A 21,070-nucleotide genomic window follows, 5' to 3' on the forward strand; every position below is an offset into this window, starting at 1 on the left:
CTATCTCTGCTCGTGGGTAAATTAGTCCCTAGGTAAATAGCGCTGAACTAAAGAAGGTTGTTGCGATCGACGCTCTAAACGGTTCAAAATGCGAGCAATCAACTCCGGTTCTACAATCGGTTTTTGAATATAGTCATCAGCTCCAGCTAAAAAAACTTGCTGAATCGTTTGGGAATCTCGATGACTCGATAGAAACAACACCGGAAGCGCCATCCATTGGGGGTCATTTCGCAGCACTTGACACAGTTCAATCCCAGTAACTTCGGGCATTTCAATATCGAGTAGGACTAAATCCGGTTGAACAGCTTGTAGGGTTTGCCAAAACCCTTGGGGATGGTTGAGAAGAGTAATTTCAAACCCCCAAGGTTTAAGGATTTGTTGCAAATAAGCTAAAAGTTGGGAATCATCATCTACAATCAGCAGTTGGGGAGATTGGGTTCCATCTCCTCTTAAAAACGGACGCACTGATGCGATCGCCTCTTGAGCCGAAATGGGTTTTTGCACAAACCCTTGTCCTCCCGCTCTAGCTACCGCTACCCGGTCATTTAAGGTATTTTGCTCCGCTAAAACTACCACTGGTATGGGGGGTTCAGCAGCACTGAGCAACGACATCCATTCTAAAATTTGCGTCTGGGTTGTTTTAGGTAGGCATAACTCCAGTAAGATCAAATCCGGTGGTTGTTGCTGAACTTGCTCTTTTCCCCCGGACAAGGTAGAGACGACCACTGGATCGAGATGAGCGCGGATTGCTTGCTCTTTTAATGATTCAGCGAAAATGGGATCGGATTCTACGATCAGAATTTGAGGTAAAGTAATGGGTTTAGGGGGAGGCGTGACCGGTTTAGAAGTTGTATTCTGGGTTAGACCTTGATCCAATTCCTTCATCTGAGGCGCTACCGTTTCTAGCAATGTGGTCGGATCTGAGGCTGTTTTTAGAGTATTCTCAATCTGTCGTGCCACTTCCGAAAGATGATTGAGGCCAAAACTACCCAGGGAACCAGCGAGGGTATGAGCTTCTCGAATGGCATCCTGGAGGGAATCGGCATTCAGGAAACCCGTAGGTAGATGATCTAGGGTGGTTTGGATCGCTTTCAGGCGATCGCCATATTGATGCTGATACCGTTCCCAAATCGGTAAAAAAGCAGGCGGAATAGCAGAATTTTGGGTCACAAGAGACTCTTGAGCTAAAGCCTTGAGGCGATACCCTAAACCATAGACGGTCTCAATTAAATCGTTGTCACTACCAGCTTTTTTTAGTTTTTGGCGCAAGCTTTTGATATGGGTGCGTACCGCATTTTCTGAAGGGGGGTCATCAAAAGACCATAAATGATCCAGAATGGCACTTTGGCTAAAAATACGTTGAGGATAGCGCAGAAACAGCTCCAGCAGCTCATATTCTTTAGCCGTCAGTTTTAAGAGGTTTCCATCGTAGGTGACTTGACATTTACTCGGATCGAGATGTAGCTTTCCCCAGCTTAGAGTTGGTAGTCGCGTGTCATTACCTCGGCGCAAAAGGGCCCGAATTCGGGCCAGAAGTTCCGGTAAATCAAAGGGTTTGGTTAGGTAATCATCCGCTCCTGCATCTAACCCGATCACCTTTTGGGTGCTAGAGTCTTCAGCCGTCATTAACAGAATTGGGGTGCGATCGCCTTTTTTACGTCGTTGCTGACAAAATTCAATCCCATTGAGTTGGGGCAATCCCACATCCAGTAAAATTAAATCGTAAATAATCCCTTCCGCCAGTTGCCAACCCAAATTGCCATCAAAAGCCACATCCACTAAGTAATGGTGAGTTGTCAGTTCATTTTTTAACAATTCAGCCAAGGCTTCATCATCTTCGACCAATAGAATTTTCATCCCCTGCAATTTCCGATAATGGTCTATAGTCATTAATTCTTTGATTGGGTGGAGGAGCAAGTACCGTTAACCCCTTGGGAATACATTCAACTTCAATGGGGGTTGTGCCAATAATTTCCCCATCCAAGACGACTTTTTGAGGAGGATAGGTTGCCACTTTCACTTTGCGAGTCCTTACTCCGAGGGTGTCTTCCCGTTGAATGGGGGTTTTCGTGAGTCCAGAACCAAATAAATCAATCATGGCATTCACGGTGGCTAGTTTAGTCTCTGCCGTAATAATTACGACTTCTAATAAACCATCATCAGGGATCACTTGTCCCATCCCTTGGGCCATCACCGACGTGGGAGGTGCAGCATTGGCAATGGTAATAGCTCCCGCTTGGAAGGTTTTTAAAACTCCATCGATTTCCATTTCTACCTCGAAGAGTTCATGCTCTCGCACTTGCTTCCATCCCGCCATAATGTAAGCTAGGGGGCCCCAACGGTTTTTGGCTTCGCGATCGGCTTTTTCAATTGCTCCCGCTTCATAACCCACACCGGCTAAGAGAATCATGGTTTTGCCATTACATAATCCCACATCAATCACACGAGTCATCCCGGTAATAATCACATCGCAGGCGCTACGAATGGGCGTTAAGTTGGAAATAATCCCCAAAGCATTAGCAAAAGCGTTAGCCGTTCCTCTGGGAATGACTCCTAGGGGAATATTGGTGTTAATTAATGCTCCAGCGACGGCGGATACTGTCCCATCACCCCCAGAGGCAAGGATGAGATCGGCTTCTTGGGCGATCGCCGCTTTGGCCAGCTCTTCTGGTGCATCATCTGGAGTCGTCATCGATACGGTAAGCTGAAAATAGGGTTCCAACAATTGCCGAATCAATAACAAGTCTTGTTGGGAGTTTCCTTGACCCGAAACCGGATTAAAGATTAAGTGCGCTCTACGGGTGCGTCGTAAACTGGTAATCACCGCTTCTGCGGTAGATAAATTAGTGGCAAGAGCCACATTATGCACTTCACAAATCCGCAACAGAGCATTAATATCCGGTTCATGGGGTTGGGCGTAGAGGGGATCGATCAGGAAAATCACCGCCCTGACTTTGCCGGTAGCTACTGCTGCGGCGATTTGAGCATCCCCTCCCATGGGGCCAGATAACATCCGTTCTATGGTTAATCCGGTTGCCGAAGCAATACGTTCTCCAGTGGTTCCGGTAGCCATGAGGGGATAACAAGCCAGTAATTTGGTATGTTTTTGGGCAAAGTTAACGATATCCTCTTTTTTGCTATCGTGGGCAATCAGAGCAATTTTTTGAGACATGGGTAATGGGTGAGGTTAAGAGAGTGGGGAGGTGGGATTGAGTTCTTGGTGGATATTTTGGATCAGAGGATTGAGATTTTGTCGATAAGCTAACCAAGCGGCGATCGCCTCTGGATCATTCCCTGCCTTTTGGCCCAATAAAACCACTCCATCTTCAAACCTGAGAATTCCATAACTGCGCTGTTGTAGTAGAGTATCAATGAGAACTACATTATAATAAAGCAAGTGCCGCTCTTGGGTAAAGGCAGATTGATATTTTTGCAAACGCCACAGATCGGCGACTACATACTCCACAGTTTGGCGATCGCCCTGTTCATTTCTAAAGTCAATTCCTGGCAACCGAATAAGCTCTTCCCTTTCGGAAAGATGGGGCACAATTTCGCCGGTTGCCGACACACTCGCATCCAATGGAATGCGATCGATAACTGACCGAATTTTAGACGCATGTTGCCATTGTTCCGGTAAAGAAACAAAAATCCAGGGATTCACGGAATCCGGAATCAGAAAATAAAAAGTCTGGCTGGGATTAGCCGTAATAGTTAGTACAATAGACACCATCATACACCCCAGCCAAATCCTCTGAAATCGCCGTGTTAACAGCCGAGGCTTAAGTTGATGGGGATTGTAGGTAAAATTATGAAATCCTTGGCCAGACCACCATAAAATAGCCCCATAAAATAGACCTGGAACCACACCCATCGTATAGCGAAGAGTAATCGATAACACTGATAATCCTTGTCCTAACAGTAAAAGAAGCAAAGGAAAACTGGAAATACACCAAGCCGCCGGAGCAAACACCGGAATAAATACTAGCGGTAATCCTTGATTCACTAAATAATTGAGCGTTCTCACTGGAGGAGAAATCAATTCCCATATCAATAACCAAGGCTGGGAAATCATTCCCCAAATCACTTCCACAACAGAAGCTTCATCCCGATTAACATATTGACCAAATTTATTAATCAGTAAACTCTGATTGATATCCGCCGAAAATAGGGGCATAATTGTATAGGTTACCGTTAAAATATAAGTAACACTTAAAACAGATAATCCAATTCCTAAGCGGTTATAGCGTTTGCTAAGAATTAAATAAACACCGATACCCAAGACAATTAAACCAGCGTCTTCTCGTACTCCTAAGATCCACACAATTAAAAATGCAAACCACCACCACAACCGCTTTTCTAAGGCGAGTAAGGCACTAAATACTAAGAAAGGTAGTTGACTAAGAGGATCAAAATTGGATAGAGTTGGCCCAAGTATAGCTGTGGCACTATAAAAGCTACAAGTAATCATCGCAGCCACTGGAGAATTAAGATACTCTCTGGCTAAAGCATACAAGACCAACCCTGCCAGTGTGACTAGGGTAACTTGAATGATCATCAAGGTTACTCCATGGGGAAAGAAACCATACAGAGGCAATCCCATCAGTATTGATGGGGTAAAATGCTGTCCTAGATAGTTATGGGTGACAGTGGGAATTTCTCCCCCATAGATTACTTCTGCTGAGACTACGGAAGCTAGAGAAGTCTTAAAAAAACGCCCATGGAGATTATTCCAGAAGATCTGATTGAACGATCCCTGACTCGTGGTGGAATAAAAGGTATAATGGCGGTGCAAAGTCAGGGTAAGGCTAAACAGAAAAAAAGCGATCGCCCCAAAAATGACCAGTCTTAGACCAGAAGACTTGGATTTCAGCATGTCAGACATGGGAGGATTACGAGTTTAACGCCCTGACATCATAGAAGAATAGACCCCATTGTATAGCACTGCTTCCATAGATGTAATACTTGGCCCATAAAGGACATCAAAAAACCCGGTTTAGATTTTAAACCGGGTATTACCAAAATCAGAGATTCATTTCTAACTCAAGAGAGCAAGATTTTTTAGGATTCAACCCATTCTAAAACCGCCTCTTCTTTCGTATTCGTATCGCGAGAAGGCGTTTGGCGAGTAAACTGCATATGTACCGAACGGTTTTGTACTCCATCAGCCGCAACCGCCATAATCGGATAATCAATTAAACCATCTTGGAAAGACATCTGGAAGCGGAATGTTCCATCTGGATTCAGTTTAATCGGTTTACCGCCAATAGTAACGGTAGCATCCGGTTCAGTTGCACCATACACAATCAGTTCCGCATCAGCAACTAGCCAGAACTTGCGCGGTTGAATAGGAGGTGCAGAGAAGCCTACCCCAGACATATGTACGCCAGACATCGTAGGCATTTCCATACCTACACCAGACATGGTTAAACCTGCACCAGACATGGTTTGTCCGACACCGGACATGGTTAAACCTGCACCTGAAGTAGTTAGTCCCATTCCCGAAGTGGTTAAACCTACACCAGACATGGTTTGTCCGACACCAGACATGGTTAAACCTGCGCCAGACATGGTTTGTCCGACACCAGACATGGTTAAACCAACACCTGAAGTGGTTAGCCCCATTCCTGAAGTGGTTAAACCAACACCAGACATGGTTAAACCTACACCTGAAGTAGTTAATCCCATTCCTGAAGTGGTTAAACCTACACCTGAAGTGGTTAATCCCATTCCTGAAGTAGTTAATCCCATTCCTGAAGTGGTTAAGCCAACACCAGACATGGTTAAACCTACACCTGAAGTAGTTAATCCCATTCCTGAAGTAGTTAATCCCATTCCTGAAGTGGTTAATCCCATTCCTGAAGTAGTTAATCCCATTCCTGAAGTGGTTAAACCTACACCAGACATGGTTAAACCAACACCTGAAGTAGTTAATCCCATTCCTGAAGTGGTCAAACCTACACCTGAAGTGGTTAAGCCAACACCTGAAGTAGTTAATCCCATTCCTGAAGTGGTCAAACCTACACCTGAAGTGGTTAAGCCAACACCTGAAGTAGTTAATCCCATTCCTGAAGTGGTTAAGCCAACACCTGAAGTAGTTAATCCCATTCCTGAAGTGGTCAAACCTACACCTGAAGTGGTTAAGCCAACACCCGAAGTGGTTAATCCCATTCCTGAAGTGGTTAATCCCATTCCTGAAGTGGTTAATCCCATTCCTGAAGTAGTCAAGCCAACACCTGAAGTGGTTAAGCCAACACCTGAAGTGGTTAGTCCCATTCCTGAAGTGGTTAAGCCAACACCTGAAGTGGTTAAGCCAACACCTGAAGTGGTTAAGCCAACACCTGAAGTGGTTAGTCCCATTCCTGAAGTGGTTAAACCAACACCTGAAGTGGTTAATCCTACACCTGAAGTGGTTAATCCCATTCCTGAAGTGGTTAATCCCATTCCTGAAGTGGTTAAACCTGCACCTGAAGTGGTTAAGCCCATTCCCGAAGTGGTTAAACCTACACCTGAAGTGGTTAATCCCATTCCTGAAGTGGTTAAACCTACACCTGAAGTGGTTAATCCCATTCCTGAAGTGGTCAAACCTGCACCTGAAGTGGTTAAGCCCATTCCCGAAGTGGTCAAGCCTACACCTGAAGTGGTCAAACCTACACCTGAAGTGGTCAAGCCTACACCTGAAGTGGTCAAGCCTACACCTGAAGTGGTCAAGCCTGCACCAGACAGGGTTTCAGCTATACCAGACATAGTTAAGCCAACACCTGAAGTGGTCAAGCCTACACCTGAAGTGGTTAGTCCTGCCCCAGATGTGGTTAAGCCTGCTCCAGATGTGGTCAAGCCAACACCCGAAGTAGTTAGTCCTGCTCCTGAAGTGGTTAAGCCTGCTCCTGACTCCGTTTGAACAGATGCTGCTGGAGCAGCCCATTTACCCACTCCAGAGGGAAAAACATAGGAACTAATAGCTTGGGCGGTTTCGGAACCGAAGACAGAACCAGCTAGGCGTTTGGCTTCTGATTCCCGTGCGAGTTGATAAAGTTTATCAGCTTCAGTCGTTTTACGGCCGGGTGGGTTGAGGGTGAGAAGTTGATCTCCACTGCCTAGAGTTTTGTCCCAGTTTACGGTCATAAACCGGTCTTCTACCCAGTCGGAGGGATAGATGGGGGGAATAGTGACGGGAGAAGAACGTGCCAGAATTAACCAGCGACCATCAGCACAGCGATAACCAATATCAACAACATAGATGCGATCGCTAATGGGAATGGGAATATACCATTCTCTGGCTAATTCATCGCAGGGATATTCCTGCATACTATGGGGACTTTCATAGTTGATGTTGAGATCAGTAACATCGTAGATTCGCAGTGCTAATTGTTGTCCACCTTGAATGCGTAATTGTTCTTTTTGTTCATTACTAATATCCCAGTAAGCATAAGCCCATTGAGGGTCACGAGGCATGAGGACAATGCAAGGCTGACCATAACCATTGGGTAAATCGGTTAACCCCTCATCTACAGAGGCGAGAACTTTTTGGTTAAAGGAGTTTCCCATTTCAAACTTTGCCGCTCCTACCTTTTCTTGAGTATCTACCGAGTCTGTTTGTATATGGTTATCCATAGATGTATCAGTAGAGTCTTGAGCGTTCATAATGGCTTCCAGGAGTTGGGACTTAAGCATCCGGCTATAACGGTAAATTTGGTATTCACTGGCGACCTTACGCAATTGTCGTAAGGTCATCTCAGATAAGGGTGGACGGTTATTGGTCATGGACAGACTCTCCTAATGTCTTAATCGTTGGCTCATGAATTGAGCTTGGGGATCAATTGCTTAACATATTGCAAAAAAAAACAGGGGATAGCAAGGGTTGAGTCGGTCTGTTTTAGGTATTTCGACGCGAACTCAGTCCTTTGGCCGCTTTTTTTGTCATCATTTCATGACTTTAGCGATCTCACTCCTCAAATGAAGTCATGAAATGATGACTTTACTTGAGGGATCGGACTAGATGAGTAGGTGAATAGGATAGAATACAATCCATTATGACGGCTTTAAATAAATACAAATACTCATTACTTAAGAGCAAAGTGATTTATAGATCCAGCCCCATCAACGATAATATTTAATGTCTAATTTCTCATCGATATGACTTCTACAGCTAGTAAACACGGTCTTATTAGTCGCGTTCTGTCTCCGGCTCTACAACTGTGGCTAAAATCCCAAGCCGAAGAGATCGAGGATCTACATCTGAGTATTGATGCGGGCGATCGCCAAATCCTATCGGGACTCATCCCCCACGTCACCATTCAAGCGAGTCAAGCCACCTACCAAGGACTCCACCTCAGTCAAATTCATCTCAGAGCCAAAACCATTCGCACCAACTTGCCCCAAGTCCTGCGACGCAAACCCCTACGTCTACTAGAACCCATCCTTGTCACAGGGCAACTGCAAATTACAGCCCAACAACTGAGGGACTCTCTCATCCCAGAAGGCCTGCTCTCTCAAGGACTCACTGAATTTCTGCGAGAATTGCTTAAAGCCAGTGGAGCAGATAGCAATGGAGAGCATTATCGCTTCCTAAACACTACTCCCCCCCAATGGCACACCATTACCCTAGGCGATTGTCAACTCACCCTGAGCGCCACCTGGCCCCAACCCCAAGATCCTCAAGCCAATTTGAAAATACATAGCGGTCTAGAACTGATCGACGGCCATAAATTGCGCTTTCATCCCCTAACTCTTAACGCACCAGTTGGGCTATTTCCCAAGCCCTTAAATACTCTCGAAATTGATTTAGGAACGGAAGTCACCTTAGAACAGATACAGCTCAGTCCTGAAAAAGTTTTTTGTATGGGCCAAATTACGGTTTTGCCCTAACCTCCTGGAGACAATGCCGGTAAAACCAAAGTCACAAAATAATAAACTAATGGTGCAGTAAAAACATAACTATCCGCTCGATCCAGGATACCCCCATGACCAGGAATCAGTTTTCCAGAATCTTTAACTCCCGCGTCCCGTTTCATCATCGACTCTGTTAAATCTCCGAGCAAACTGGCAATACCAATCATTAAACCTACGCTTAAACCGGTTAACTCCCAATAGGGCCACTGGAGGAAATAGGCTCCAACGCAGGCCACAGCAATGCTGCCAATTACACCACAAACTGCACCTTCAACGGTTTTCTTGGGACTAATTTCTGAAAGTCGAGTTCGCCCCCATAATTTACCAAAGGTATAAGCGCCAATGTCGGCGGCCCAGATACAGACAAATGTTAGGAGGGTCAATTTAAAACCAATGGGTAGCTCTTCCCAGAGCGGCCAATGATTGGGAAGAGCTAAAGTCCATTCCAAACTAGAAGCCTCGCCCATAGAGCGCAATCTGACCCAATAACTGGGTAAATAGCCACAATAAAATAAGCCTAAAATCGAAGCAGCAATATCGGCGATTGTGGCTAACTTCGGTTGAAAGAGTAAATAAAAACAAATTAACGTACCGGCCACCGGTACAATAGCATCGGCCAAAGAGGGGGAAATGGTACAGATAATCAACAAAATCTGGGTAATCACCAGGGTGGTTTTACCAGCCGGGAGAATTCCCTTAGCCCGTACCATCTGAAAATATTCGGATTGGCCGAGATAAACGATAATCCCAAATCCAAGAGTAAAATACCAGCCCCCTAAGAAGGTGACTCCTAGGGCAATAGGAATCGCCACTACACCCGTGATTACACGAGTCCAAGGGAAGGCAGAGTTGGGTTGCTGAGGAGATAATAGAGAGTTTCCGGACATTAGTAAGGTTAAGAAGATTTAAGAAATCCTTTAGGACATTATAATGTATACGCCGGAATGAGGGATGGGGAGATGGAGAGATCTCAACCCGCTCACCTAAGATCGGTAAGGTTGTGATATCTTACCGATCATGGCAGAAGAGGAATATAGCCATCTAAGGAAGCGTGAGAACACTTTTTGTTGCTTGTTCTCTATTGCCTATTCCCTAAAACTACAATCTTCTACATTCTTTCTAGTACCGATATCCCCAACAAAGATAAGCCCAACTTTAAAGTCTTCGCGGTTAAGTTAGCTAAAATTAAGCGCGAAATTTTATAAGGTTCTTCTGCTTTCAGGACGGGGCATTGATCGTAAAACTGATTGAATTTTTGACTGACTTCAAACAAGTAGCTACATAATCGATTGGGTAGCAAATCTTGCTCGACTTGTTCAACAATATCATTCATCTTGAGCAATAATCGAGCTAAGGATAGTTCTGTGGTTTCTGTCAAGCTTACCATCGCTTCTGGAGGCAAGTTTTCTAAATCAATACCTCCTTGACGACTAATTCCCTGCACTCGCACATAGGCGTATAACAGATAAGGAGCTGTATTTCCTTTGAGCGATAGCATTTTGTCATAGCTGAATCGGTAATTGCTGGTTCGATTTTGGCTCAAATCAGCATATTTGACTGCACTTAATCCCACAACTTGAGCCACTTTTTGCTTAAATTCTTCTGTTTCTGTACGCTCTTCTGAAATCAGTCTTTGGTCTAAATCTTGACGCGCCCTACGAATGGCTTCGTCTAATAAATCCCGTAATCTAATGGTTTCTCCTTCACGAGTTTTTAGTTTTTTCCCGTCTTCTCCTTGCACTAATCCAAAGGGAACATGAATGACTTCAACGCTATCTGGAATCCAACCGGCACGTTTTGCGACTTGGAAAATTTGGGCAAAATGATTGGATTGTCCTGCATCAGTGACATAAATAAGGCGATCGCCACCATCCTGTTTAATCCGATACTGTAGAGCGGCTAAATCTGTTGTGGCGTAGTTATAGCCTCCATCTGATTTTTTCACAATTAAAGGGAGTGGATCGCCATCTTTGTTGGTAAATCCATCGACAAATACACAACTTGCACCCTCATTTTCTTCGAGTAATCCCAAGTTATCCAAATCTTGGACTACACCGGGTAATAAGTCATTGTAAAAGGATTCTCCTCGCTCAGTGAGCTGAATATCTAGCCAATCATAAATCACTTGAAATTCTTGCCGAGATTGCTCGCATAATAATTGCCAAGCTTTATAGCTTTTTTCATCTCCACTTTGGAGTTTAACCACGGCTTGACGAGAGGTTTCTTTAAACTCTTCGTCTTCGTCAAAGCGTTTCTTGGCTTGTTTGTAAAATGCTACTAAGTCCCCTAATTCTAAAGCGTTGGCTTTGGTTAGGGCTTCAGGATAAGCTTCTTGTAAATAGGTGATTAACATGCCAAACTGCGTTCCCCAGTCGCCTACATGATTGAGACGCAAAACCTGATGCCCCCGAAATTCTAAGATCCGAGCAATGGAATCTCCAATAATGGTGGAGCGCAAATGTCCGACATGCATTTCTTTGGCAATGTTCGGACTAGAGAAATCTACAACTACAGTTTGAGGATTAGAAACTGGAGCCATGCCTAAGCGAGAATCTTGTTGGAGTTGAGAAACTTGCTGTTCTAGGTAACTGGGTTTAAATCTGAGATTGATAAACCCTTGTTTGGCAATTTCTGGTGTTTCGTAAACTTCTCCTAAATCGAGATGATTGATTAAGGTTTGGGCAATATCTTGGGGGTTTTGTTTGAGTTTTTTGGCTAGGGAAAGAGCGATATTACATTGATAATCCCCAAATTGGGGATCGCTGGCGATGAAGACTAGGGGATCGGTATGGGCAAAATCATTGCCAAATGCAGCAACGAGGGCGGCTGAAAATTGACTTCTGAGGGTGTCTAAGGTTGAGTTCATGGTTATAGGATCGATGGCAAGTGATGACCTTACCCTAATTTCATACTTAAGTCTAGCCAGGGCGATCGCGTAATGGGGGCACTGCTGGAAATATAGTCTACTCCAGTTTCGGCGATCGCTCGAATAGTTTCTAGGGTGACATTGCCAGAGGCTTCGATTTGAACTTGGTGAGAAGCTTGGCGGATAATTTTGACGGCTTCTATCATCAACTCAAGGCTCATATTGTCAAGCATGATGATATCGGCTTTGTGTTCGAGCGCTTCTTGGACTTGAGTTAGGGTTTCGGTTTCCACTTCTATAGTCAGGGGGTAGGGCATCCGTTGACGAATTTGGGTGATTGCCTCCCCAATTCCCCCCGCTACCGCAATATGGTTATCTTTGATCATTACAGCATCATCGAGTCCCATGCGATGGTTCACTGCTCCCCCAATTTGGGAGGCATATTTTTCTAAGATTCTTAAACCGGGTGTGGTTTTGCGAGTATCTACAAATTGAGTGGGTAAGTCAGCAATTCGATCGACATACTCGCGGGTAGCAGTGGCAATACCGCTCAGTCGCATGGCCAAGTTTAGGGCGACTCGTTCACCCATCAGTAGGGACTCTAATGATCCTTTGAGTTTAGCGATCGGTTGCCCTGGGGTACAGGCTTCTCCCTCTGAGAGCAGGGGAATTAGTTCAGTATTGGCATCTAGGAGTTGGAAGACTCGGTTGGCGATTGGTAAACCCGCTACTCTACCTATTGCTTTGGCTATCCACTCACCCTCAACATCCTGAGTGGAGTTTAGAGTTAAGCCTTGGGTGGTGCGATCTCCCCGACCAATATCCTCCATCAACCAATCCTTGAGCCAACCATCCAAACCGATACCAACAGGCATAAATACTGTTGAACGCATAAGCAACTTCCTCTATTCAGTAGAAAACGTCTATTTTCCTAAAATCGCTCAGTTTTTTCGATCCTGTCAAGCCTTAGATACCAAGGGTTGTAGCGTTTTTTGAAAAAATTTCCAAAAAAGTTTGAAAAAAGGGTTGACAAAGAAGGGAAGGATTGGCTATATTCGTATTTGTGCTTGAGAGGACGGCAGCGAATCGCTGACTCCCCCTCGAAGCCACCGAACCTAGAAAATTCTATAGTTTGAAAGCCTAAACTAAATGAGTTAGACCCTCGTTAGTGAATGAAACTGAAGCGACCTCCTTAAGGGGGAAAGCTAAAGTTAATGAAGATGATAAGGGAAAGAAGCGAAAGTTTCAATCCCAAAAGCCAAAAAAAACTCGAAAGTGTTAACACGGAGAGTTTGATCCTGGCTCAGGATGAACGCTGGCGGTCTGCTTAACACATGCAAGTCGAACGAACTCTTCGGAGTGAGTGGCGGACGGGTGAGTAACGCGTGAGAATCTGCCTCTGGGTCGGGGACAACCACTGGAAACGGTGGCTAATACCGGATGAGCCGAAAGGTAAAAGATTTATTGCCCAGAGATGAGCTCGCGTCTGATTAGCTAGTTGGTAGAGTAAAAGCCTACCAAGGCGACGATCAGTAGCTGGTCTGAGAGGATGAGCAGCCACACTGGGACTGAGACACGGCCCAGACTCCTACGGGAGGCAGCAGTGGGGAATTTTCCGCAATGGGCGAAAGCCTGACGGAGCAAGACCGCGTGGGGGAGGAAGGTTTTTGGATCGTAAACCCCTTTTGTCAAGGAAGAAGTTCTGACGGTACTTGACGAATAAGCCTCGGCTAACTCCGTGCCAGCAGCCGCGGTAATACGGAGGAGGCAAGCGTTATCCGGAATGATTGGGCGTAAAGCGTCTGTAGGTGGCGAACTAAGTCTGTTGTTAAAGCTCACAGCTCAACTGTGGAAAGGCAATGGAAACTGGTTAGCTAGAGGCTGGTAGGGGTAAAGGGAATTCCCGGTGTAGCGGTGAAATGCGTAGATATCGGGAAGAACACCGGTGGCGAAAGCGCTTTACTGGGCCAGACCTGACACTGAAGGACGAAAGCTAGGGGAGCGAAAGGGATTAGATACCCCTGTAGTCCTAGCCGTAAACGATGGAGACTAGGTGTAGCACGTATCGACCCGTGCTGTATCGTAGCCAACGCGTTAAGTCTCCCGCCTGGGGAGTACGCACGCAAGTGTGAAACTCAAAGGAATTGACGGGGGCCCGCACAAGCGGTGGAGTATGTGGTTTAATTCGATGCAACGCGAAGAACCTTACCAGGGCTTGACATGTCGCGAATTTCTCTGAAAGGAGAAAGTGCCTTCGGGAGCGCGAACACAGGTGGTGCATGGCTGTCGTCAGCTCGTGTCGTGAGATGTTGGGTTAAGTCCCGCAACGAGCGCAACCCTCGTCTTTAGTTGCCAATATTAAGTTAGGAACTCTAGAGAGACTGCCGGTGACAAACCGGAGGAAGGTGGGGATGACGTCAAGTCAGCATGCCCCTTACGCCCTGGGCGACACACGTACTACAATGGTCGGGACAAAGGGCAGCCAGCCTGCGAAGGTGAGCTAATCCCAGAAACCCGGTCTCAGTTCAGATTGCTCTCTGCAACTCGAGAGCATGAAGGAGGAATCGCTAGTAATCGCCGGTCAGCATACGGCGGTGAATCCGTTCCCGGGCCTTGTACACACCGCCCGTCACACCATGGAAGTTGGCCACGCCCGAAGTCGTTACCCTAACCTTTCGAGGAGGGGGACGCCGAAGGCAGGGCTGATGACTGGGGTGAAGTCGTAACAAGGTAGCCGTACCGGAAGGTGTGGCTGGATCACCTCCTTTAAAGGGAGACCTAATCCAAGCAAAGATAATGCTGGGAAGAATCCCAAGGTCGGTCGAGGTCAGCTCAAAAAGATTTAGAAATTAGGCTTTCAAACAGGTTGGGTTCGGTCAAGGGCTATTAGCTCAGGTGGTTAGAGCGCACCCCTGATAAGGGTGAGGTCCCTGGTTCAAGTCCAGGATGGCCCAGATTAAGAAAAAAGAGAGAGAAGGGACCCTAGCCCCTCAAGTTGCGAGAGCAACCGAGTCGGCTGGAGAGTAACTCCAGTAAAAAGAACCTTGAAAACTGCATAACTGAAAAGAAAATTCCAAGGGAGATAAATAGGCTGTAGCTTATTTATCTCAGGCAGAAACCGTAAAAAGCAGAAAAACTGACTTTTCGTAAAAAGAGAGTTAAAAAACTGGTCAAGTTACAAAGAGCTAACGGTGGATCCCTTGGCACACAGAGGCGAAGAAGGACGTGGTGACCGACGAAACGCTCCGGGGAGCTGGAAGCAAGCATTGATCCGGAGGTATCCGAATGGGGCAACCCAAAAACTCCTAGCTGAATCCATAGGCTAGAGAGAGCGAACCTGGCGAACTGAAACATCTTAGTAGCCAGAGGAAGAGAAAGCAAAAGCGATTCCCTAAGTAGCGGCGAGCGAAAGGGGAGAAGCCTAAACCAACCTCAAATTGGGGTTGGGGTAGTGGGACAGTCGCACGGGAGGGAGCGGATTAGACGAAGCAGTTGAAAGCTGCACCAGAGGAGGTGAAAGTCCTGTAGTCAAAAATCTCAACCCCCCGACTGTATCCCGAGTAGCTTGGGTTAAGTGAAATCCCGAGTGAATCAGCCACGACCACGTGGTAAGGCTAAATACTCCTGTGTGACCGATAGTGAACCAGTACCGCGAGGGAAAGGTGAAAAGAACCCCGGGAGGGGAGTGAAATAGAACCTGAAACCGTTAGCTTACAAGCAATGGAAGCTCGATTAAACGAGTGACCGTGTGCCTGTTGAAGAATGAGCCGGCGACTTATAGGTAATGGCAGGTTAAGGCGTAAATAGCTGAAGCCAAAGCGAAAGCGAGTCTGAATAGGGCGTTGAAGTCATTATTTATAGACCCGAACCCGGGTGATCTAACCATGTCCAGGATGAAGCTTGGGTAACACCAAGTGGAGGTCCGAACCGACCGATGTTGAAAAATCGGCGGATGAGGTGTGGTTAGGGGTGAAATGCCAATCGAACCCGGAGCTAGCTGGTTCTCCCCGAAATCTGTTGAGGCAGAGCGGTTGGTGTTCCAGACGGGGGGTAAAGCACTGATTCGGTGCGGGCTGCGAGAGCGGTACCAAATCGAGTCAAACTCAGAATACCCGTTGAAAAACCAACCAGTCAGACGGTGGGGGATAAGCTTCATCGTCAAGAGGGAAACAGCCCAGACCACCAGCTAAGGTCCCCAAATAACCACTAAGTGATAAAGGAGGTGGGAGTGCTAAGACAACCAGGAGGTTTGCCTAGAAGCAGCCATCCTTGAAAGAGTGCGTAATAGCTCACTGGTCAAGCGCTCCTGCGCCGAAAATGAACGGGGCTAAGTGGTTTACCGAAGCTGTGGACTTACTGAAAAGTAAGTGGTAGGGGAGCGTTCTGTATTGGGAGAAGCACTAGCGGCAAGCAGGTGTGGACAGTACAGAAGTGAGAATGTCGGCTTGAGTAGCGAAAATATGGGTGAGAATCCCATACCCCGAAACCCTAAGGGTTCCTCCGGCAGGCTCGTCCGCGGAGGGTTAGTCAGGACCTAAGGCGAGGCTGAAAAGCGTAGTCGATGGACAACGGGTCAATAATCCCGTACTCAATACAGGGGGGTGCAGAGGGACGGAGAAGGTTCGATCTAGCCGGAAGATGGTTACCGGTCTAAGCGTTCGAGGCGCTGAGGAAGGGAGAAAACCTTCCAAGCTGAGGCGTGATAGGGAGCAGCTACGGCAGCGAAGTAGAATCGGATCCAGCTTCCTAGAAAAGCTCTAAACACCAATGTCTTGTATTGACCTGTACCCGAAACCGACACAGGTAGGGAGGTAGAGAATACCAAGGGGCGCGAGATAACTCTCTCTAAGGAACTCGGCAAAATGGCCCCGTAACTTCGGGAGAAGGGGTGCCACCAGAAATGGTGGTCGCAGTGAAGAGGCCCAGGCGACTGTTTACCAAAAACACAGGTCTCCGCCAAGTCGAAAGACGCAGTATGGGGGCTGACGCCTGCCCAGTGCCGGAAGGTTAAGGAAGTGGGTTAGCCAAAAGCGAAGCTCGCGACTGAAGCCCCGGTGAACGGCGGCCGTAACTATAACGGTCCTAAGGTAGCGAAATTCCTTGTCGGGTAAGTTCCGACCCGCACGAAAGGCGTAACGATCTGGGCGCTGTCTCGGAGAGAGACTCGGCGAAATAGGAGTGTCTGTGAAGATACGGACTGCCTGCACCTGGACAGAAAGACCCTATGAAGCTTTACTATAGCCTGGAATTGGGTTCGGGCTTCGCTTGCGCAGGATAGGTGGGAGGCGTTGAGGGTTCCCTTGTGGGGGAATCAGAGCCAACGGTGAGATACCACTCTGGCGAGGCTAGAATTCTAACCTGAAGCCGTGACCCGGCACAGGGACCGTTTCAGGTGGGTAGTTTGACTGGGGCGGTCGCCTCCTAAAAAGTAACGGAGGCGCGCAAAGGTTCCCTCAGGCTGGACGGAAATCAGCCGATTGAGTGTAAAGGCAAAAGGGAGCTTGACTGCAAGAGAGACAACTCAAGCAGGGTGGAAACACGGCCTTAGTGATCCGACGGCGCTGAGTGGAAGGGCCGTCGCTCAACGGATAAAAGTTACTCTAGGGATAACAGGCTGATCTCCCCCAAGAGTTCACATCGACGGGGAGGTTTGGCACCTCGATGTCGGCTCATCGCAACCTGGGGCGGAAGTGGGTCCCAAGGGTTGGGCTGTTCGCCCATTAAAGCGGTACGTGAGCTGGGTTCAGAACGTCGTGAGACAGTTCGGTCCATATCCGGTGTAGGCGTAAGAGCATTGAGAGGAGCCTTCCTTAGTACGAGAGGACCGGGAAGGACGCACCGCTGGTGTACCTGTTATCGTGCCAACGGTAAACGCAGGGTAGCCAAGTGCGGAGCGGATAACCGCTGAAAGCATCTAAGTGGGAAGCCCACCTCAAGATGAGTGCTCTCACTAGGTTAACTAGGTAAGGTCACGGAAAGACGATCCGTTAAACAGGTGTTAGGTGGAAGCCCAGCGATGGGTGGAGCCGAGACATACTGATAGACCGAGGGCTTGACCTGTATTTAATTCTCAAGGTAGAGCCGGAATTTTCTTCACCGTTATGCAGTCTTCAGGGTTCTTCCCCCGACTGTCTTTCCTGGTGCTGTGAGCGCTGTGGCACCACTCCGACTCCATCCCGAACTCGGTAGTTAAACACAGCAGCGGCGACGATACTTTGGGGGTAACCCCAGGGCAAAATAGCTCAGTGCCAGGTTATTCTTCCTCAAAACCCCTTTTTACACAAAGGGGTTTTGTTGTTTTAGATTGGACTTTTGTAATATTTTCTGCTATAGTTAGAGATTGTGTGAATTAGTATGGAGTTAAGAAAAATATGCCAAAATTAAAGACCCGCAAGGCAGCGGCTAAAAGATTTAGGGTTACAGGCAGTGGTAAGGTACTACGTCGTAAAGCCAATAAGAATCACTTGCTTGAGCATAAGAGTCCCACTCGGAAGCGTCGTCTTTCTCAAATTACGGCGGTTTGTGAGAGAGATGAGGAAAATGTGCGCTTAATGTTGCCTTATCTTTAAGCAGGTTTGCTGCCTCTAGTTCAAGAGTTCAACTTAATTAGGTTAGGATAAACGATTATGCCAAGAGTCAAACGCGGTAATGTTGCTCGGAAACGGCGCAAGAAAATTTTAAAGCTGGCTAAAGGGTTTCGTGGGTCTCACTCTAAACTCTTTCGGACAGCTAATCAACAGGTGATGAAAGCGTTGCGGAATGCGTATCGCGATCGCCGTAAACGTAAGCGTGATTTTCGTCGTCTATGGATTGTGCGGGTGAATGCAGCAGCCCGTCAGAATGGAGTCAGCTATAGTAAGTTGATGGGTAATCTGAAAAAAGCGAACATCCAGCTCAACCGCAAAATGTTAGCAGAGATGGCCATTCTCGATCCCCAGGGTTTTAGCAAAGTTGTGGAGTTAGCCGCCCAAAAGAGTGCTTAGATCTTTATATTTGAAGGGAATGGGGTGTAGATCTCGATCGCAACTCCATCCGACCAACCGTTCAGAAGGGAAACTAGCGTCCCTTTTGAGCGTTTGCAGGTATGGGAAGTCGATATCTAGCCACCTTTATTTGAACACCTATTCTCAGGGATAACTCAGTGTAAGAGTCATGAGACTAATGGATTAAGAGTAAACGCAGTTGACAAAAGAAGGCCAAGTATTGAGAATTAGCTTTTACCCAGTATAATAAACCAGAGACTATTAACACAAATTTTGATGGAAAATTCACTGCCGATCGCCTACCTTTCTATATTTCTAGTTCTGCTGGCTGTTTCAGCTTGGTTTATCTTTCGTCAAGTGCTTAAAACTCAGCGTTCTGAATCCTTATTCTCTGAGTTACAAAAAAAGCTAAAATCCAATCAAGGGACAGCTCAAGAATACTATCAGCTAGGTTGTCTTTATTCCGATAAGAAGCTGTACAGTCAAGCTATTCAACTTTTTCAAAAATCTCTCAAGTCTGATGATATTCCAGAGCAAGAGAGTGCTTTGGTTTACAATGCTTTAGGCTATGCCTATGTGGCTAAGGAACAGTATGATGTGGCTATTCGGCAGTATAAAGAAGCATTGAAGATTGCTCCAGATTATGTAACAGCATTAAATAATCTAGGGTTTGCTTATGAGAAAAAGAATTTGACAAAGCAAGCTCTAGAAAGCTACGATCAGGCATTAAAAATTGAACCGAATAATAAAACAGCGAAAACAAGAGCTAACTCTTTAAGGAAACGCTTAATTCCATCAGAGTAAAAGTTACTTCACTATCTTAAAGAATCTGAAATAATTAAAATATTAACCCTGGGTGGTCTAGGGGGCTTTAAATTCAGTTTCCTAAGATGCTCTGTAGTCTTGTGTAGTCGATAAATTGGGAGCGTGAACTGTGGAAATTTCCCTCGATCGCCTTTGGAGTCAAGTTCTTGATCGACTCGAACAAAAGCTAAGTCAGCCAACGTTTGAGACTTGGATTAAAACAGCAAAAGCAATTGATTTGCAAGAAAATTGTTTAATTCTGGAAACTCCCAATTTATTTGCACGAAATTGGCTTCAAGCTAACTATATTAATATTATCAATACAACTATAGCGGAAATTCTAGGTCATCCTGTCAGAATTAACATTACCGTTGCTAACCAAGAAAGCTCATCTTCTAACTTAAATCTTCTGTGGTCTTCAAATCCAGCAGTTCCTAAAAACTATACTTACCCTAAGCCCACGGAACTTAATCCTAAATATGTGTTTGAGCATTTTGTAGTCGGTTCCAATAATCGCATGGCTCATGCAGCATCTCTAGCGGTTGCTGAATCTCCAGGACGAGAAAATCCCCTCAGTTTTAATCCTTTATTTCTGTATGGAGGTGTGGGGCTGGGAAAAACCCATCTGATGCAGGCTATTGGGCATTATCGGCTAAAAATTCGTTCAGAGGCTAAAGTGTTTTATGTTTCTACCGAGAGATTTACCAATGATTTAATCACTGCTATTCGTCAAGATAGTCGTCAAGGGTTTCGCGATCACTATCGGACGGCTGATGTGTTGTTAGTCGATGATATTCAGTTTATTGAAGGACAAGAATCGACTCAAGAAGAGTTTTTCCATACCTTTAATACTCTCCATGAAGCCGGTAAGCAAGTGGTGTTGGCATCCGATCGCCCCCCCAGTCAAATGCCGCAACTTCAAGAGCGTTTATGTTCGCGGTTTTCCATGGGATTAATTGCGGATATTCAACCCCCGGATTTAGAAACTCGCATGGCTATTTTGCAAAAAAAGGCCGAGTATGAAAATTTGGATTTACCCCCAGCCGTCATTGAATATATTGCCACCAATTATACCTCTAACATTCGAGAGCTAGAAGGGGCATTAATCCGCACAGTAGCTTATATGTCCATTTCTGGATTATCGATGACCGTAGAAAATATCGCGCCAGTTTTAAATCCACCGGCTGCTCATGCAGAGGTATCTGCGGATCTGATTATTGCCGTTGTTGCTGAAGAATTCCAGGTTGCCCCAGAGGATTTAAAAGGGAATTCAAGGCGCAGAGAAATAAGTCAAGCCCGTCAAATCGGTATGTATCTGATGCGTCAACATACGGACTTAAGCTTGCCCAAAATTGGAGAAGAATTTGGGGGAAAAGATCACACAACCGTGATGTATAGCTGTGAGAAAGTTGGGCAGAGACTAGAACAAGATCCAGACTTAGCCAAGCTCATGCGGCAACTGGGCGATCGCATTACCCTGGTTAGTCGCTCCCAGGGCAAGCGGTGAGGGGGATCGGCAACGCCTTGA

The 21,070-nt window shown here is 46.3% G+C and carries 12 protein-coding genes, 1 tRNA gene, 3 rRNA genes and 2 pseudogenes; 10 read left to right on the forward strand and 8 right to left on the reverse strand.

What is annotated here, in order from left to right; genetic code table 11:
- Positions 1-21 precede the first annotated feature (21 nt).
- The 4 genes and pseudogenes from AC3FZD_RS14695 to AC3FZD_RS14710 form a co-directional block, all read right to left on the reverse strand.
- A complete protein-coding gene (locus AC3FZD_RS14695) occupies positions 22-1,857 on the reverse strand; it encodes a response regulator (RefSeq protein ID WP_488736755.1) in 1,836 nt (611 codons plus the stop codon).
- On the reverse strand, positions 1,832-3,172 hold the full coding sequence (gene mgsA / locus AC3FZD_RS14700; RefSeq protein WP_488736756.1) for a methylglyoxal synthase: 1,341 nt from the start codon (positions 3,170-3,172) through the stop codon (positions 1,832-1,834). The genes AC3FZD_RS14695 and mgsA overlap by 26 nt, the downstream gene beginning before the upstream one ends.
- A gap of 15 nt (positions 3,173-3,187) precedes the next feature.
- Positions 3,188-4,882: a DUF2079 domain-containing protein gene (locus AC3FZD_RS14705; protein ID WP_488736757.1), complete on the reverse strand. Its 1,695-nt coding sequence runs from the start codon at positions 4,880-4,882 to the stop codon at positions 3,188-3,190.
- A 176-nt stretch (positions 4,883-5,058) separates the two neighbouring features.
- Positions 5,059-5,544: pseudogene (locus AC3FZD_RS14710) on the reverse strand (DUF4912 domain-containing protein); the annotation flags it as partial.
- 43 nt (positions 5,545-5,587) lie between these two features.
- Here AC3FZD_RS14710 and AC3FZD_RS14715 point away from each other — a divergent pair.
- Complete coding sequence (locus tag AC3FZD_RS14715; protein WP_488740353.1) at positions 5,588-6,898, forward strand: hypothetical protein; 1,311 nt, start codon at positions 5,588-5,590, stop codon at positions 6,896-6,898.
- A gap of 245 nt (positions 6,899-7,143) precedes the next feature.
- On the opposite strand, the pseudogene AC3FZD_RS14720 reads toward AC3FZD_RS14715, so the two are convergent.
- Positions 7,144-7,761 (reverse strand): annotated as a pseudogene (locus AC3FZD_RS14720) (DUF4912 domain-containing protein); the annotation flags it as partial.
- 372 nt (positions 7,762-8,133) lie between these two features.
- Between AC3FZD_RS14720 and AC3FZD_RS14725 the strand changes: the two are divergent.
- Positions 8,134-8,865: an LmeA family phospholipid-binding protein gene (locus AC3FZD_RS14725; RefSeq protein WP_488736758.1), complete on the forward strand. Its 732-nt coding sequence runs from the start codon at positions 8,134-8,136 to the stop codon at positions 8,863-8,865.
- Here AC3FZD_RS14725 and AC3FZD_RS14730 read toward each other — a convergent pair.
- The 3 genes from AC3FZD_RS14730 to nadC all read right to left on the reverse strand — a co-directional run bounded on the left by AC3FZD_RS14730 (position 8,862) and on the right by nadC (position 12,648).
- Positions 8,862-9,776: a phosphatidate cytidylyltransferase gene (locus AC3FZD_RS14730; protein WP_488736759.1), complete on the reverse strand. Its 915-nt coding sequence runs from the start codon at positions 9,774-9,776 to the stop codon at positions 8,862-8,864. The two genes, AC3FZD_RS14725 and AC3FZD_RS14730, sit on opposite strands and share 4 nt — an antisense overlap.
- A 221-nt stretch (positions 9,777-9,997) precedes the next feature.
- On the reverse strand, positions 9,998-11,755 hold the full coding sequence (gene argS / locus AC3FZD_RS14735) for an arginine--tRNA ligase (RefSeq protein WP_488736760.1): 1,758 nt from the start codon (positions 11,753-11,755) through the stop codon (positions 9,998-10,000).
- Between the two features lie 29 nt (positions 11,756-11,784).
- Positions 11,785-12,648 carry a carboxylating nicotinate-nucleotide diphosphorylase gene (nadC, locus tag AC3FZD_RS14740; RefSeq protein WP_488736761.1) on the reverse strand — a complete coding sequence of 288 codons (864 nt, stop codon included), beginning with the start codon at positions 12,646-12,648 and terminating at the stop codon, positions 11,785-11,787.
- A 387-nt stretch (positions 12,649-13,035) separates the two neighbouring features.
- Between nadC and AC3FZD_RS14745 the strand changes: the two genes are divergently transcribed.
- The 8 genes from AC3FZD_RS14745 (at position 13,036) to dnaA (ending at position 21,049) form a co-directional block, all read left to right on the forward strand.
- Positions 13,036-14,523, forward strand: a 16S ribosomal RNA gene (locus AC3FZD_RS14745).
- A gap of 112 nt (positions 14,524-14,635) precedes the next feature.
- Positions 14,636-14,709: transfer RNA gene (locus AC3FZD_RS14750), tRNA-Ile, on the forward strand.
- 214 nt (positions 14,710-14,923) lie between these two features.
- Positions 14,924-17,815, forward strand: a 23S ribosomal RNA gene (locus AC3FZD_RS14755).
- A 76-nt stretch (positions 17,816-17,891) separates the two neighbouring features.
- Positions 17,892-18,009 (forward strand): 5S ribosomal RNA (rrf, locus tag AC3FZD_RS14760).
- The 16S, 23S and 5S rRNA genes sit together here with 1 tRNA gene alongside, the layout of an rRNA operon.
- A 117-nt stretch (positions 18,010-18,126) precedes the next feature.
- Positions 18,127-18,324, forward strand: a complete 198-nt coding sequence (gene rpmI / locus AC3FZD_RS14765; protein WP_488736762.1) for a 50S ribosomal protein L35 — start codon at positions 18,127-18,129, stop codon at positions 18,322-18,324.
- 57 nt (positions 18,325-18,381) lie between these two features.
- Entirely contained in the window at positions 18,382-18,738 is a 357-nt protein-coding gene (rplT, locus tag AC3FZD_RS14770) for a 50S ribosomal protein L20 (protein WP_271937781.1), read from the forward strand.
- A 276-nt stretch (positions 18,739-19,014) separates the two neighbouring features.
- Positions 19,015-19,542 carry a tetratricopeptide repeat protein gene (locus AC3FZD_RS14775; protein WP_488736763.1) on the forward strand — a complete coding sequence of 176 codons (528 nt, stop codon included), beginning with the start codon at positions 19,015-19,017 and terminating at the stop codon, positions 19,540-19,542.
- 130 nt (positions 19,543-19,672) lie between these two features.
- Positions 19,673-21,049, forward strand: coding sequence for a chromosomal replication initiator protein DnaA (gene dnaA / locus AC3FZD_RS14780; protein WP_488736764.1), 1,377 nt, complete (start codon positions 19,673-19,675; stop codon positions 21,047-21,049).
- The last annotated feature ends 21 nt before the right edge of the window (positions 21,050-21,070 follow it).

The organism is Roseofilum sp. KMC-1 (assembly GCF_057802075.1).

Coding starts and splice junctions, on each gene's coding strand:
- AC3FZD_RS14705 (WP_488736757.1), bottom strand. CDS start 4,882: ATGTCTGACATGCTGAAATCCAAGTCTTCTGGTCTAAGACTGGTCATT.
- mgsA (WP_488736756.1), bottom strand. CDS start 3,172: ATGTCTCAAAAAATTGCTCTGATTGCCCACGATAGCAAAAAAGAGGAT.
- AC3FZD_RS14695 (WP_488736755.1), bottom strand. CDS start 1,857: ATGAAAATTCTATTGGTCGAAGATGATGAAGCCTTGGCTGAATTGTTA.
- nadC (WP_488736761.1), bottom strand. CDS start 12,648: ATGCGTTCAACAGTATTTATGCCTGTTGGTATCGGTTTGGATGGTTGG.
- argS (WP_488736760.1), bottom strand. CDS start 11,755: ATGAACTCAACCTTAGACACCCTCAGAAGTCAATTTTCAGCCGCCCTC.
- rpmI (WP_488736762.1), top strand. CDS start 18,127: ATGCCAAAATTAAAGACCCGCAAGGCAGCGGCTAAAAGATTTAGGGTT.
- rplT (WP_271937781.1), top strand. CDS start 18,382: ATGCCAAGAGTCAAACGCGGTAATGTTGCTCGGAAACGGCGCAAGAAA.
- AC3FZD_RS14730 (WP_488736759.1), bottom strand. CDS start 9,776: ATGTCCGGAAACTCTCTATTATCTCCTCAGCAACCCAACTCTGCCTTC.
- AC3FZD_RS14775 (WP_488736763.1), top strand. CDS start 19,015: ATGGAAAATTCACTGCCGATCGCCTACCTTTCTATATTTCTAGTTCTG.
- AC3FZD_RS14715 (WP_488740353.1), top strand. CDS start 5,588: ATGGTTAAACCAACACCTGAAGTGGTTAGCCCCATTCCTGAAGTGGTT.
- AC3FZD_RS14725 (WP_488736758.1), top strand. CDS start 8,134: ATGACTTCTACAGCTAGTAAACACGGTCTTATTAGTCGCGTTCTGTCT.